General features: G+C 64.8%; 14 protein-coding genes, 1 pseudogene and 1 riboswitch. Of the genes and pseudogenes, 7 read left to right on the plus strand and 8 right to left on the minus strand.

What is annotated here, in order from left to right:
• Window positions 1–237: 237 nt before the first annotated feature.
• On the minus strand, window positions 238–2,118 hold the full coding sequence (locus BST27_RS27805; protein ID WP_170062377.1) for an alkyl/aryl-sulfatase: 1,881 nt from the start codon (window positions 2,116–2,118) through the stop codon (window positions 238–240).
• 160 nt (window positions 2,119–2,278) lie between these two features.
• On the opposite strand from BST27_RS27805, the gene BST27_RS27810 reads away from it, so the two are divergent.
• Window positions 2,279–2,737: a lipoprotein LpqH gene (locus BST27_RS27810; RefSeq protein ID WP_069420131.1), complete on the plus strand. Its 459-nt coding sequence runs from the start codon at window positions 2,279–2,281 to the stop codon at window positions 2,735–2,737.
• 19 nt (window positions 2,738–2,756) lie between these two features.
• On the opposite strand, the gene BST27_RS27815 is transcribed toward BST27_RS27810, so the two are convergent.
• The 4 genes from BST27_RS27815 to BST27_RS27830 all read right to left on the minus strand — a co-directional run bounded on the left by BST27_RS27815 (window position 2,757) and on the right by BST27_RS27830 (window position 5,975).
• Window positions 2,757–4,253 (minus strand): sensor histidine kinase, encoded by a 1,497-nt coding sequence (locus tag BST27_RS27815; protein WP_069420130.1) that lies wholly within the window; start codon window positions 4,251–4,253, stop codon window positions 2,757–2,759.
• Complete coding sequence (gene tcrX / locus BST27_RS27820; protein WP_069420129.1) at window positions 4,231–4,935, minus strand: two-component system response regulator TcrX; 705 nt, start codon at window positions 4,933–4,935, stop codon at window positions 4,231–4,233. The genes BST27_RS27815 and tcrX overlap by 23 nt, the downstream gene beginning before the upstream one ends.
• Window positions 4,936–5,276: 341 nt before the next feature.
• Window positions 5,277–5,489 (minus strand): hypothetical protein, encoded by a 213-nt coding sequence (locus tag BST27_RS34160; protein WP_079220189.1) that lies wholly within the window; start codon window positions 5,487–5,489, stop codon window positions 5,277–5,279.
• A 114-nt stretch (window positions 5,490–5,603) separates the two neighbouring features.
• Complete coding sequence (locus tag BST27_RS27830; RefSeq protein WP_069420145.1) at window positions 5,604–5,975, minus strand: MmcQ/YjbR family DNA-binding protein; 372 nt, start codon at window positions 5,973–5,975, stop codon at window positions 5,604–5,606.
• A 131-nt stretch (window positions 5,976–6,106) separates the two neighbouring features.
• Between BST27_RS27830 and BST27_RS27835 the strand changes: the two genes are divergently transcribed.
• Window positions 6,107–6,940 (plus strand): glycoside hydrolase family 25 domain-containing protein, encoded by an 834-nt coding sequence (locus BST27_RS27835; RefSeq protein ID WP_069420128.1) that lies wholly within the window; start codon window positions 6,107–6,109, stop codon window positions 6,938–6,940.
• A 10-nt stretch (window positions 6,941–6,950) separates the two neighbouring features.
• On the opposite strand, the gene BST27_RS27840 is transcribed toward BST27_RS27835, so the two are convergent.
• Window positions 6,951–7,910, minus strand: a complete 960-nt coding sequence (locus BST27_RS27840) for a class I SAM-dependent methyltransferase (RefSeq protein ID WP_083148724.1) — start codon at window positions 7,908–7,910, stop codon at window positions 6,951–6,953.
• 161 nt (window positions 7,911–8,071) lie between these two features.
• On the opposite strand from BST27_RS27840, the gene BST27_RS27845 reads away from it, so the two are divergent.
• On the plus strand, window positions 8,072–8,419 hold the full coding sequence (locus tag BST27_RS27845) for a nuclear transport factor 2 family protein (RefSeq protein ID WP_069420126.1): 348 nt from the start codon (window positions 8,072–8,074) through the stop codon (window positions 8,417–8,419).
• A 32-nt stretch (window positions 8,420–8,451) separates the two neighbouring features.
• The gene (locus BST27_RS27850; protein WP_079219967.1) at window positions 8,452–9,450 is read left to right on the plus strand and encodes a phosphotransferase family protein; all 999 of its coding nucleotides are present in this window, start codon (window positions 8,452–8,454) and stop codon (window positions 9,448–9,450) included.
• A gap of 21 nt (window positions 9,451–9,471) precedes the next feature.
• Here BST27_RS27850 and BST27_RS27855 read toward each other — a convergent pair.
• Both BST27_RS27855 and BST27_RS27860 read right to left on the minus strand, forming a co-directional pair.
• Window positions 9,472–9,756: pseudogene (locus BST27_RS27855) on the minus strand (PE family protein); the annotation flags it as partial.
• 98 nt (window positions 9,757–9,854) lie between these two features.
• Window positions 9,855–10,172: a DMT family transporter gene (locus BST27_RS27860; RefSeq protein WP_069420144.1), complete on the minus strand. Its 318-nt coding sequence runs from the start codon at window positions 10,170–10,172 to the stop codon at window positions 9,855–9,857.
• A gap of 11 nt (window positions 10,173–10,183) precedes the next feature.
• Window positions 10,184–10,248: riboswitch (guanidine-III (ykkC-III) riboswitch) on the minus strand.
• A gap of 84 nt (window positions 10,249–10,332) precedes the next feature.
• Here BST27_RS27860 and BST27_RS27865 point away from each other — a divergent pair.
• The 3 genes from BST27_RS27865 to BST27_RS27875 form a co-directional block, all read left to right on the plus strand.
• Complete coding sequence (locus BST27_RS27865; protein ID WP_069420123.1) at window positions 10,333–10,953, plus strand: hypothetical protein; 621 nt, start codon at window positions 10,333–10,335, stop codon at window positions 10,951–10,953.
• A gap of 87 nt (window positions 10,954–11,040) precedes the next feature.
• The gene (locus BST27_RS27870; protein ID WP_069420122.1) at window positions 11,041–12,948 is read left to right on the plus strand and encodes a neutral ceramidase; all 1,908 of its coding nucleotides are present in this window, start codon (window positions 11,041–11,043) and stop codon (window positions 12,946–12,948) included.
• Between the two features lie 140 nt (window positions 12,949–13,088).
• The coding region (locus BST27_RS27875; RefSeq protein ID WP_139805414.1) for a PE family protein at window positions 13,089–13,717 on the plus strand (629 nt) is incomplete at its 3' end.

The following is a 13,717-nucleotide window of genomic DNA, read 5'->3' on the forward strand; positions in this document are numbered from 1 at the left end:
CGAAGCCGGCGAAGCCAGCTAGGCGCCTACAGCGGCCAAGCACGCCGAATGTGGGCCTTATGCACCAACTTCCAAGGTCGCAGGGCCGCAGGCCCCACACTCAGCGAAGCCGGCGAAGCCAGCTAGGCGCCTACAGCGGCCAAGCACGCCGAATGTGGGCCTTATGCACCAACTTCCAAGGCTGCAGGGCCGCAGGCCCCACACTCAGCGAAGCCGGCGAAGGCGAAGCCCCGGCGCTTAAGGCGTCACGATGTTGAAACTCGGATCCGGCGCATCGAGCACGCCAATCAACGACTGCAGCGCGGACTGATCACCGGTGACCTCAAGTCCGGGCGAACCGAAGTCGCCGAGCAATACACCTAGCAGCCGAAACTTGCTGGCCAGCTTGACCGTAACAGTCGCCGTCGCCGGGTCGGCGGCCACCTTCCGCTGGACCAGCACACCGTTACGCAACGTCAAACGGTAGTTCGCGCCAAGATCGGCGAAGGTGATGTCGATCGCGATGTCGAGGTCCCAGGCGCGCGGGCCGTTGATCCGGATCGCGAGACCGTCAAAGATCTGCTCCGGGGACAGCTGCAGGAGCAGGCTTGGCGACGTGACTTGGGCCGCCGTACCGAAGTTGCCCTCGCGCAGTTCGGTTGCACCGCTGAGGAAGAAGTTGCGCCACGTCGCGTTCTCGGCGCCGTACGCGAGCTGCTCCAAGGTGTCGGCATACAACGCCCGCGCGGCGGAATGCTCGGCGTCGGTAAACATCGCGTGGTCGAGCAGCGTTGCCGCCCAACGGAAATCACCCGAGTCGAAGGCCGCCTGCGCTAGCTCGACGACCCGGTCAAGCCCACCCAGCGCCGCAACGTAACGCGGACCCAGCGCCTCGGGCGGATGCGGCCACAGCCGACCCGGGTTGCCGTCGAACCAACCCATGTACCGCTGATAAACCGCCTTCACGTTGTGGCTGACCGAGCCGTAATAGCCGCGAGTGTGCCACGCCCGTTCCAGCGCCGGGGGCATCTGAAACTGCTCGGCGATCTCGACCCCCGTATAGCCCTGATTGAGCAGCCGCAGAGTCTGGTCATGCAGGTACGCGTAGAGATCTCGCTGCAGCGACAGGAATTCGATGATGCGTTCCCTGCCCCACGTCGGCCAGTGATGGGACGCAAAGACCACGTCGGAGCGGTCGGCAAAGGTGTCGATCGCCTCGGTGAGGTAGCCCGACCACGCACGCGGGTCACGCACCAGCGCACCACGCAACGTCAACAGGTTGTGCAGATTGTGGGTGGCGTTCTCGGCCATGCACAGCGCGCGGAATTGCGGGAAGTAGAAATGCATCTCGGCGGGTGCCTCGGTGCCCGGCGCCATCTGGAATTCGATCTCCACGCCGTCGATCGTGTGCGTCTCTCCTGTGGTGCGGATGTCGATGGTCGGCACGATGATCCCGACCTCGCCGGTGGACGGAGTCTGGCCGAGCCCGCAGCCCACCTGCCCCTGCGGCCCTCGGTCGAGCACCGTGCCGTACATGTAGGTGGCGCGTCGCGTCATCGCCGGACCCGCATACACGTTCTCCTGGATGGCGTGCTCGGTAAAGCCTTCTGGCGCCAGCACGCTCACCTTTCCGGCATCCACATCCGCTTGCGTCGTCACGCCCAGCACGCCACCGAAGTGGTCGACGTGACTGTGGGTGTAGATCACCGCGACGACGGGCCGGTCGCCACCCCGGTGTTCGCGATAAAGGGCCAGCGCGGCGGCCGCCACCTCCGTGGAGACCAGCGGGTCGATGACGATGATCCCGGTGTCACCCTCGATGAAGGTGATGTTGGAAAGGTCGAAGCCGCGGACCTGGTAAATGCCGGGGACCACTTCGTACAGACCCTGTTTGGCGGCCAGCGTCGATTGCCGCCACAGGCTGGGGTGCACCGAGGTAGGCGCGGGACCGTCGAGGAATGCGTACACGTCGTTGTCCCACACCACGCGCCCGTCGGCCGCCTTGATGACGCACGGCGACAAGGATGCGATGAATCCACGATCGGCGTCGTCGAAATCCCTTGTGTCATCGAATGGTAGCGCGCATTGGCCATGTGCCGACTCGATGGCCGCAGTAGGAGGTTTGTGGTTCACCGGCAATACTTTGCCACTCCGGGCGCCACGGCGGAATGATTCGACACGACGTGAATTGCGGAAGCAAAATTCGGCCTTTTGCACCTAGACCTGCTGCCCAGCAGGTCGCATACTTCCGAAGCGATCCGCAAAGCCGCGGATCGCGCCAACGGGCAAAGGAGCAGGGGTGATGCGTGCACTGACGGTTTCGGTTGCCGCGGCAGCGTTGTTGGCCGCGAGTCTTTCCGGTTGTTCGGACCAGGAGTCCAGCGGGGGCGGCGCCACGTCGGTAGGTAGCGGTGGCGGCGTCACGAAGGTCGTCGTCGACGGGAAGGAGCAGAACGTCTCGGGCGCGGTTACCTGCTCCTCGGCGGCCGGCAACGTCAACATCACCATCGGCGGACAAGGCACTGGGATTGCTGCCGTGCTCACCGACACCAACCCTCCTGAGGTGAAGTCCGTGGGACTCGGCACCGTCGACGGCATCGCCTTGAACTTCATCGCCGGCACCGGCGAAGGCCAAGCCTCGGCAACCAGAAATGGCAGCCAGTACAAGATCACCGGGACGGCGGTCGGAGTGGACGCGTCCAACCCGATGGAGGGTGCGGTGAAAAAGCCGTTCGCAATCGACGTGAACTGCCCGTAGCACGCTCGCGGGAACGACTCTAGGAATCAGCGGCGGGCGGTTGGCTGCCATTACGCGGCAACCGCACCGCGAACTCGGTGTGGCCGGGTGAGCTATTCAGCGTGATCGTTCCGTGGTGCGCCTTCACCACAGCGGACACGATCGCCAGGCCCAGGCCCGTGCTGCCGCCCTTGCGGGACCGTGACGTGTCGCCGCGGGCGAACCGCTCGAATACCTCTGATTGCTTTTCTTTCGGAATACCGGGCCCGTTGTCGATGACCTGAAGTACGACGTTTTCCGGCTCGGTGGTCAGCCGCGTCGTCACGACGGTGCCGGCGGCGGTGTGCACGCGGGCGTTGGCGAGCAGATTCGTCACCACCTGGTGCAACCGTGCGGCATCACCGGTCACCGTCACCGGTTCCGGCGGCAGGTCCAGCTCCCACTCGTGGTCGGGCCCGGCGACGTGCGCGTCGCTCACGGCGTCGACCGCCAGGCGGGACATGTCGACGTCTTCCCGTTCCAGCGGGCGTCCGGAGTCCAGACGCGCCAGCAGCAGCAGATCTTCGACCAGGTGGGTGATCCGGGCGGTCTCGGACGCCACCCGACTCATGGCATGCGCCACCGCCTCCCGGTCGTCACCCATCTTCTGCGCGAGTTCGGTGTAACCGCGGATCGCGGCCAGCGGAGTGCGCAGCTCGTGGCTGGCGTCGGCGACGAATTGGCGGACCCGGGTCTCGCTGGCCTGCCGCGTCGACAGCGCCGCCGCGATGTGGTCGAGCATTCGGTTCAGCGCCGAACCCAGTTGGCCCACCTCGGTGGAGGGGTTCTCGTCGGGCACGCGCAGCGGCAGCTCGACCTCGCCGCGGTGCAGCGGAAGATCGACGACCTTGCTCGCGGTCTGTGTGACGCGCCGCAACGGCGCCAATGCTCGCCGGATGACCACGGCGCTGGCCAGGGTCGCAGCGGCGATGCTCACCACCAACACGATCACGAAGATGATCAGCATCCGGAACATGCCGGTGTCGACGCCGGACATCGGCAAGCCGGTGACGATGATGTCGCCACCGCTTCGGCTCGGAGTGCCGACCACGCGGTACCGACCGATGCCATCGAGATCTACCGTGACCGGCGAACGACTGCCCGAGACCGCCGCCAGCTGAGCCCGAGCCTTTTCGGTCAACGCGGCCCGAGCACCGGTGGTGGTCAGGTAACCGGCGTCGATGGTCTTACCGCCGCTGACCACCGCGCCAACCACAAGAGCCGGTTGACCCGGCGCATCGACGAAGCGTGGACCAGGGCCTGGCCTCGGTTCGTAGCGCGGCGGGCGGTCCGCCCGTTCGGGATACATCAATGCCGAGCGAGAACCGGTCCCCATGACGTGTCCGTCGAGATGGGCGAGAAGCTGGCGGTAGAGCGCGATCTCGGTCACCGCGGTGATGCCGATACACACGGCGGTGACGACGATGACCTGCCCGACGAGAAGGCGACGACGAAGCGACCAGCTGCGCTTGCTTTTAGCGGGCCGGCTTGAGGACATAGCCCGCGCCGCGCAGCGTGTGGATCATGGGTTCGCGACCGTTGTCGATCTTCTTGCGCAGGTACGAGATGTAGAGCTCGACGATGTTGGATCGGCCGCCGAAGTCGTAGCTCCACACCCGGTCGAGTATCTGGGCCTTGCTCAGCACTCGCTTGGCGTTGCGCATCATGAACCGCAGCAGCTCGAATTCGGTGGACGTCAAAGAGATCGGTTCGCCGGCGCGGGTCACCTCGTGGCTGTCTTCGTCGAGCACCAGGTCCCCCACCACCAGCTGGGCCCCGCTGTCGACGGTCGCCACCCCGGTGCGCCGCAACAACGCCCGCAGCCGCAGCACCACTTCTTCGATGCTGAACGGTTTGGTGACGTAGTCGTCGCCGCCCGCGGTCAGTCCCGCAATGCGATCCTCGACCGCGTCCTTGGCCGTCAACAGCAGGACGGGCAGGCCTGGATTCTCCTTGCGCAGCTTGTGCAGCACGTCCAGGCCGCTCATGTCGGGCAGCATCACGTCGAGCACGACGACGTCGGGACGCTCGGTCCGGGCCGCCGAGATGGCCGAGGCGCCGTCGCCCGCGGTGGTGATGTTCCACCCTTCGTAGCGCAGTGCCATCGACACCATTTCGGCGAGAACGGGCTCGTCGTCGACAACCAGCACGGTGACAGGTTGGCCGTCCGAGCGGCACATGACGACGCGCTCGACTGAAGTTCTGGGAGCGGTCACGGGTTCCAGTATCCGTGGATCGCTAAGGCAAAGCTATGCCAAACCTATGTACAAACTGTGAAGCCGCGTGACTGGTTTGGTCACGCGGCCCCACATCTCGGGTGTGTTTGGCGTTAGTACCAGTACCGCCTGCCGGCGACTGGCCGTCCCATGGACCCCAAGGCCCACATGACGACACCAATCACAAGCAACACGATACCGAGTGTGGACAACAAGCTAATGCCGAACACAAGCCCGAGGATGAGCAAGAGGGCCCCGACGATAATCATGGTTGTTTCCTTTTCTTTGACGGTGCGAGTTCACTTTTATTGCTTGGGCTGCGGCACATTCGGCTGATTGCAAGTGACCGCCGGGTTAAGCCCGTAATTCAACGGCCCCGCAATCACTGTGGTAGCGATTGAGGCCGTTGTACTGCAGTTGGACGGACCACTCTTAAAGTAGCCACGCTGCCAGGCTGCAAACACTCCGATCAACAACCACACCAGAACAATTGCGCCAATAAGTCCACGCCCGCGCATCGTGACCTCCGTTGTGTCCGAGAAAGACTCCCGTGCGCTTAGCGTTGCCCATTGCACGCATGTCTAAACGTGCCAAACCAAAATTCCTTTTCGGCTTTTCAAACTGCGGGCGAATCAGGCGCCCTCGACGTGGTGCGCCGCCAGCCACGCTGCCGCACGCGTCTTCGAGGCGCGGGACAGCCAGGCGTCCTGGATCAGCTCGGTCAATTCGGCGAGCCCGATCTCGCCCAGCCGACTGCCGCGCACCAGCACCGAAAGATGGCCGTCGAAGTGCGGTGTGGTGAAGAACGGCGATGCGTCGTCCTGGATCAACGAAAGCTTGTCGGCCTCGGATTCCACCCACAGCATGATCACGTCGGTATAGCGTTCACCGGTCGTCGGATCGGTCGCGTCGGGCTGCGGCGTGCGAAAGAACACGAATGACTTGCCGCCCACCTGGTAGATGGGGTTCCCTTTGGGCCCTTCCAGGCGCTTGACGTGCGGCATGGCCGCGGCGATCCGGCGTACATCGTCGACACGGGCAGGACGATCGGCCTTCCGGTTTGGCCCGTGCTTCGCCACAGTGGCGACGATACCGAGTCGGCACCGTCGACACCGAACCGCTGTAGCATGGGCGCGTGCCCGACACATTGTTCGCCGATGTCTCGGAATATCAAGTGCCAGTGGATAATTCGTACCCATACCGAGTGCTGTCCAGCCGGGTTTGCGACGGGACCTATCGGGATCACAATTTCGCGCGCAATTACGCGTGGATGCGTGCGGCATTGGACAGTGGACGATTGACATTCGGAATCGTGTACACCTACGTTCGCCCGAATTGGTTGGCCAACGCCAATACCGTGCGGAACATGATCGACGCCAACGGCGGCTTACACCCACGGGTGGCGTTGATGCTTGATGTCGAATCGGGCGGCAACCCACCGGGCGACGGTTCGAGCTGGATCAACCAGTTGTATTGGAATTTGGCGGATTACGCGGGTTCGCCCGCGCGGATCATCGGTTACGCCAACGCCTACGACTTCTACACCATGTGGCGGGTGCGCCCGGAAGGACTTCGGGTCATCGCGGCGGGCTATGGGTCCAACCCGAACCTGCCCGGACAGGTCGCGCACCAATACACCGACGGCTCGGGCTACAGCCCGAATCTGCCGCAGGGCTGTCCACCGTTTGGGCGGTGCGACATGAATTCGGCCGACGGGCTTACCCCGGAACAGTTCGCCGCCGCCTGCGGCATCACCACGAACGGAGGACCGCTGATGGCGCTCACCGATGACGAACAAAGGGAGCTGCTGACCAAGGTCCGCGAGATCTGGGATCAACTACGCGGACCGGACGGCGCCGGGTGGCCGCAACTCGGCCAGAACAGCGAGGGCCAGAACCTCACGCCGGTCGATGCGATCGCTGCGATCAAGAAGGACGTAGAGGCCAAGTCCAGCCCGACGGACAGCTGACGGCCGGGCCTCAGCCGAGCGGCCGGGGTCGCTGCGCGGAGACGAACAGCGTGGGTGGCAACGGGGCTTCCAGACCTTCCGGATGATTGCGCCCGTACCGGGCCATCAGTCCGGGGAAGTCGGTCACCGACACGTTCCAGCCGCGGCCCCCCAGCCATTCGTCGACGGGAGTGCGCTCCTCGGCGTACCAAAGGTCTTCGACCTCCGGCATCTCGGTCTCGACGAACCGCGCGGCCACGGCGCGCATCCGCTTCATGTCCTCGCGCTGACGCGCCACCAGGTCGGCGTCCAGGTAACCCTCGCCGGGAACGTTGGTAGCCAGCCAGCTGCCGGGCGCGCTGAGCGCGTCGATGCGTTCGAACAGCAGATCCTGCGCTCGCGCGGGCAGGTAGCGTACGAGCCCCTCGGCCGACCACGCCGACGGCAGCGAAGGGTCGAACCCGGCGTCCTGCAATGCCTTGGGCCAGTCCTGGCGTAGGTCGATCGGGATCGTCACCAGGCGCGCCCGAGGCTCGGCGCCATGCTGGCGCAGGGTGGCGGTCTTGAATTCCAGCACCTTGGGCTGGTCGAGCTCGTAGACCACGGTGCCGTGCGGCTCGTCGGGCCACGGCAGCCGCCAGGTGCGCGAATCCAGACCCGAGGCAAGGATCACCACCTGGCGGACCCCGGCGTCGGCGGCGCCGAGGAAGAACTCGTCGAAGAACGCCGTGCGGGTCGCCATGAAGTCGACCATCAGCTGCACCCGTTCCCGCACCCGGGGGTCCACATCGGCGGCCTGCGCGATCAGCGTGGGATTGGAGTAGATGCTCCACATGCCTTGGCCGGCCGCGTCGACGAAGACCCGCGCGAACGGATCACTGATCAGTGGGTTTGCGCTCTCGGTCTCCGCGGCGCGAGCCGCCGCCACTCCGAGCGCGGTGGCTCCCACGCTCTGGGTGATGTCCCAGGTGTCGTTATCCGTGCGGACCATGGCCTACCTCTCTACCCGAGCCCCGACCGAGAAAGTCAGTTATGCAAACTATTCTTCCAGTCGGCCAGGCCGCCGGGCGCTCGCTAAGAGTGCCCTACGCTTTTTCCCAGCAGCTCGACAGGTTTCTGGTCAGGTTGCTCGACAAGTAGCAAAGGAGCTAGATGGCCGGCACACCGCAGGAAGTATTCGCCCATCACGGCCAGGCTTTGGCGGCGGGCGATCTCGACGAGATCGTTGCTGACTACGCCGACGACTCGGTCGTCATCACCTCGGCGGGCGTGGCGCGCGGCAAGAACGAAATTCGGCAGGTCTTCGTCAAGTTGCTCGCGGACCTGCCCGATGCGGCCTGGGACTTGAAAACCATGATTTTCGACGGGGACGTTCTCTTCCTCGAATGGGCGGCCGACTCGGCCGTCAACCGCGTCGACGACGGCGTCGACACCTTCGTGTTTCGCGACGGCGTGATTGCGGCCCAGACGGTCCGATACACCCCGCGCGCCAAGGGTTGACGCCGGTGGATCTGGAACCGGTAGCGCGCTGGATGTCGGAGCAGGGCCTCGGCGAAGGACCCTTGGCGGACGTCACCCCGGTGACGGGCGGAACGCAGAACATCATGCTGCGGTTTACCCGAGCCGGTCGGCCCTACGTACTGCGCCGCGGCCCCAAACACCTCCGTCCCCGCAGCAACGCGGCGATGTTGCGGGAAACCCGCGTGCTCGCAGCGTTGGCCGGTTCCGACGTTCCGCATCCTCGACTTATCGCCACCTGCGACGACCCGGCCGTGCTCGGTGACGCGGTCTTCTACCTGATGGAGCCGGTCGACGGCTTCAATGCCGGCGAAGGGCTGCCGCCGCTGCACGCCAACGATGCCGAGGTTCGGCACGGCATGGGGTTATCGATGGCCGACGCGCTGGCCAAACTCGGCGCCGTCGACCACGTGGCGGTCGGGCTCGCCGACTTCGGCAAGCCCGAAGGCTTTCTGGAACGCCAAGTGCCGCGCTGGCTTTCGGAACTGGCCTCCTACCAGGAGTACGAGGGATATCCGGGCCCCGACATTCCGGGGGTCGACGAAGTGGCCCGCTGGTTGGAAACGCACCGGCCCACCTCCTGGAAGCCCGGGATCATGCACGGCGATTACCACGCCGCCAACGTGATGTTCTCGAACACCGGCCCAGAGGTAGTCGCGATCGTCGACTGGGAGATGTGCACGATCGGCGACCCGCTGCTGGATCTCGGCTGGCTGCTCGCCACCTGGCGACAGGACGACGGGGCGAGCGTGTTCAGCCACGCCCTGGCCAACCAGACCGGTTTGGCCAGTACCGGCGAGTTATTGCAGTGCTACGCCGCCAACACCACCCGCGACCTGTCGCACATCACCTGGTACACCGTGCTGGCCTGCTTCAAGCTCGGCATCGTCATCGAGGGCACCTTGGCCCGCGCGTACGCGGGCAAGGCCGACAGGTCGGTGGGCGACTACCTGCACGCCGGGACGGTGTACCTGTTCGAGCGGGCGCTGCAGTTGATCGAGAGCCAGAGCTAGCGGTAACTAGGCCTGCAACCTGACATTGTCGGCTTCGGCGCGCGCGTAGGCCTGACCCGCTCCCTCCATCGCCTGCACGAACTGCGCATGCACGGCCGCCGCCTGAGCGCTGACCGACTGATAAAGCTGACCGTGCGCCTGGAAGATCGCCGCCACCGCCGCCGAGATCTCGTCGGCCCCCGCAGCCGACACCGCCGTCGTGGGAACCGCGGCGGCGGCCGTGGCCGCATCGAGCGACGAACCGATGCCCGCCAAGTCCGTTGCCGCGCCGGTGAGCAATCCGGGCTGCGTGAGCAAAAACGACATAGCGGTATCCCCTGAGCAAATTAGGTCTATCGGATTGCATGAAGCATACGCACAGCGTCAATAGCAAATGTTCGCTATGTACAGTTGGTTTACAGGAATCAGTTGCTGACGAGCTTCAGGCCCACCACACAGCCGACGATTCCGACGATGAACGCCAACTTGGCCAGGGACGCGGCCTCCTGCCCGGTCACCATTGCAAACGCAACCGTGAGGGCGGCGCCGATCCCCACCCAGACCGCGTAACTGGTACCGACGGGCAGTTCCTTCATCGCGGTCGCCAGCCCAGCCATCGACAGCACGAGCGCCACCACGAACACACCCGTCGGCAACGGCCGGGAGAATCCTTGCGACTTGTCCAGCGCGATGGCCCACACCGCTTCCAAAACACCTGATACGAAAAGGATCAGCCAGGACATCACACCCTCCCGCGGCACCGTCTTGTCGCTGGCCGGGTACGGTTCCCCTCGTCCGGCGTCACGGATGTGACGTGATTCGATGCTATCCGAAAACGACACGCCGCCATTCGGAACGGGGCACTGGTCAACCGGCGCGGGCGGGATCGTTAGCCTCTGGTGTGTGAATGTGGGAGATTCGGTCAGGCAGTCACTCGATCATTGGGCTCGGCAGGATTGGGACACCGCGATGTACCACGCCTGCGACGCGATCAAGGGCACCGGCAAGAAGCGGTATCCGCAGCAGGGAGTTGCCGCCGCTTTCAGGCGCACGATTCGTGACGGTTTGGACATTTTCCACGCTATGGCCGCGCCGGCTGTGGACTTCGAAAAATCGCGTTTCCCAATCCAGGTGAAATCCGACCTGCCCGATGGTCGGCCCGATATCGCCGATGTTTTATACGGCATTCACCGGTACGGCCACGGCCATACCGACGACTTGCCCAAGGGATTTGAGATAACCCGGCATGGCTCCCGTGACACGAACATCAGCATCTGGCGCGAGGGAAAGATCCAGTTGCCCGCGGCCACGGTTCTGGGGCTCTTGGCGGTCGCCGTGTTCGCGCCCGAGAACAAGGGCGAACACGCGCCGATCAACTACAAGCTGAGCTGGTACCAGCACGAGTTTCAGATCAGCGGTTGGTGGGGCTGGGAGGACCACTTCCGCGAAATCATCGGCAGCGCCCAGTTCTCCCGAAAGATTCTCGACTTCGACAACCGTTGGGACAGCTGGTCGCCGTTGTGATCGTGGGCAAACTGCACCTTGACCGCGGTGTATAAGGTGTGACCGTCTAGATAAGCCGAAGTTGTTGCTGCGACGGGAGCCTGGACCATGCTTCGTGTAGGCCGCGGTATCGCCGACATCACCGGTGAATCGGCAAACTGCGGCATGCTGGGCTATGGCAAATCCGATCAGCAGACTGCCGGCATCCACCTACGCCTCCGCGCCCGGGCATTCATTTTCGACGACGGTCAGGCGCGGGTTCTGCTGGTCGTAACCGAACTGCCGCTGCCAATGCAGAACGTCACCGATGCGGTACTAAACCGCTTGTCCCATTCCTTTGGTGACACCTACACGGCGGAAAACACGCTCATATCCACCACCCATACCCACTCGGCGCCCGGTGGCTATTGCGGAAACCTGCTCTACAACTTGACGACAAGCGGCTTTCGGCCGGCAACCTTTGGCGCCATCGTCGACGGGATTGTCGAGGCGGCAACCTATGCCCACCATGACTTGGCGCCGGCCGAGGTGACGTTGTCGCAAGGCGAATTGCATGACGCGAGCATCAATCGTTCGCCAACGGCTTTCGATCGCAACCCACCGGACGACAAGGCGTTCTTTCCCGACCGCATCGATCCGCAGACCACGCTGGTGCGCATCGATCGCGGCGACCGCACGGTCGGTGCCATCCATTTCTTCGCCACGCACGGCACCAGCATGAACAACCGCAATCGCCTCATCTCCAGCGACAACAAGGGATACGCGGCTTACCACTGGGAACGCGACGTAGCAGGGGCGGATTACCTCGCCGGCCAGCCCGACTTCATCGCCGCCTTCGCGCAGACGAATCCGGGAGACATCAGCCCGCACGTCGAGCGGAGCAGCGGGGAGGGCGCCGCAGACCCGGCGGACAACGGTTTCGAGAACACCCGTGTCGTGGGTTTGTCGCAATTCGAGGACGCCGTCGAGCTGTTGGACGACGGGAAGCCGATCGGCAGCGGCGTTGACAGCCGGCTGACCTACGTCGACCTCAGCAATGTGGAAGTGCGGGGCGAATTCACCCCGGATGGTCAACCACATCGCACCGGGCGTCCGATGATCTCGGCCGCGATGATGGCCGGCACGGATGACGGCGCCGGTTTCGCCGGATTCCGACAGGGCCGAAACCCGTTCTGGGACAAGGTTTCCGGTGCCGTCTATCAGCGGGCGGCGGCACTCGGGTCGACGCAATCCCCCAAAGGCATCGTGGTTCCGGCCGGGCTGATCAACCGGATGACTCCTTTCATCTCCGAGATCGTCCCGGTCCAGCTGTTGCGGATCGGCCGACTGTACCTGATTGGGATTCCGGGCGAACCGACGATCGTGGCCGGACTTCGATTGCGTCGCACCGTCGCGTCGATCGTGGGCGCCGAACTGGCCGATGTGCTCTGCGTCGGTTACAGCAACGCCTACATCCACTACGTCACCACGCCGGAGGAGTACCTGGAGCAACGGTACGAGGGCGGCAGCACGCTGTTCGGCCGCTGGGAACTGCCCGCCCTGATGCAAACCGTCGCCGGGCTCGCCGAGGCGATGCGCGACGGCCGGGCCGTGACGACCGGCCAGGCCCCGATCGCGAAGAAGCCCTTGAGCTGGGTGCGCACTCCCCCGCCCGACACTGGATCGTTCGGCACCGTCGTCACCGAGCCATCGGGCTCCTACCGCCCTGGCGAAGTGGTCGAGGTGATATTCGACAGTGCGCACCCGGGTAATGACCTGCGCCGCAACGACACCTATCTGGAAGTGCAGCGCCGAGCCGGCGAGGAATGGATACAGGTGGCCAACGACGGCGACTGGTCGACGCGCTTCGAGTGGGCCCGCAACGGACGGGCCGGTTCGCGGGTCACGATCAATTGGGACATTCCCGACGACACCCTGCCGGGTACGTACCGCATCGTCCACCACGGCACCGCACGGGGCGCCGATGGCTCGCTGTTGTCGTTCACTGGAAAGACCCGCGAATTCACGGTTGGCTAGTTTCCGCTACCCAACGATCGTCCACTTAACGATCACCGCGCCAGCCGTCGTGTAGTGCAGTAGTCGTCTACTGAATTTCGCCTTCCAGATCCGCGCGACGCTCAGATTGCCGCTATTGGCGTATCAGATCGGGGGCAGTCATGTCGTATCTCATTGCGGCGCCGGAAATCATGGCGACGGCGACAGCACAACTGGCAAACATCAATTCGACGCTGGAGGAAGCCCACCGGTTCGCGGTGTCCTCGATCCTGGCGATGGCCCCTTCGGCGGCCGATGAGGTATCGGTGGGGATTGCGCAGCTGTTCGCCGGGCAGGCTCGCGACTATCAAGCCGCGGCCGTGCGGGCGGCGGCGTTTCATGAGCAGTTCCTGCGCACCCTCGCGGCCGGCGCCAATGCCTACGCCTCCGCGGAGGCGTCCGGTGTCGAGCAGTTGGTGCAAGGGCTGATCAACGCCCCCACACGGTTTCTGTTGGGGCGCCCGCTGATCGGTGATGGGGTCAGCGGGGCGCCGGGCACCGGGCAGGCCGGTGAGGCGGGCGGGATCCTGTGGGGCAACGGCGGCAACGGCGGATCCGGCGGGCCTGGTCAGGCCGGTGGCCGGGGCGGGGACGCGGGGTTGTTCGGCCATGGCGGAGCCGGTGGGGCCGGCGGAGCTGGGTTGCCGGGCGCGGCCGGCGTGTTCGGTCTGCAGGGCGACGTAGACGGCGCCGGTGTCAGGGCTGACCGCCACTCCGAATGGGGCGATGCCGACGGGGATGGTGGCCGTGA

Source organism: Mycobacterium intermedium, assembly GCF_002086275.1.
Classification (GTDB): Bacteria; Actinomycetota; Actinomycetes; order Mycobacteriales; family Mycobacteriaceae; genus Mycobacterium; species Mycobacterium intermedium.

What these genes read in the sequence shown, in the direction of transcription:
- BST27_RS27870 (WP_069420122.1), top strand. Translation starts at nt 11,041, where the DNA reads ATGCTTCGTGTAGGCCGCGGTATCGCCGACATCACCGGTGAATCGGCA.
- BST27_RS27845 (WP_069420126.1), top strand. Translation starts at nt 8,072, where the DNA reads ATGGCCGGCACACCGCAGGAAGTATTCGCCCATCACGGCCAGGCTTTG.
- BST27_RS34160 (WP_079220189.1), bottom strand. Translation starts at nt 5,489, where the DNA reads ATGCGCGGGCGTGGACTTATTGGCGCAATTGTTCTGGTGTGGTTGTTG.
- BST27_RS27850 (WP_079219967.1), top strand. Translation starts at nt 8,452, where the DNA reads ATGTCGGAGCAGGGCCTCGGCGAAGGACCCTTGGCGGACGTCACCCCG.
- tcrX (WP_069420129.1), bottom strand. Translation starts at nt 4,935, where the DNA reads ATGTGCCGCTCGGACGGCCAACCTGTCACCGTGCTGGTTGTCGACGAC.
- BST27_RS27860 (WP_069420144.1), bottom strand. Translation starts at nt 10,172, where the DNA reads ATGTCCTGGCTGATCCTTTTCGTATCAGGTGTTTTGGAAGCGGTGTGG.
- BST27_RS27830 (WP_069420145.1), bottom strand. Translation starts at nt 5,975, where the DNA reads ATGCCGCACGTCAAGCGCCTGGAAGGGCCCAAAGGGAACCCCATCTAC.
- BST27_RS27840 (WP_083148724.1), bottom strand. Translation starts at nt 7,910, where the DNA reads ATGGTCCGCACGGATAACGACACCTGGGACATCACCCAGAGCGTGGGA.
- BST27_RS27815 (WP_069420130.1), bottom strand. Translation starts at nt 4,253, where the DNA reads ATGTCCTCAAGCCGGCCCGCTAAAAGCAAGCGCAGCTGGTCGCTTCGT.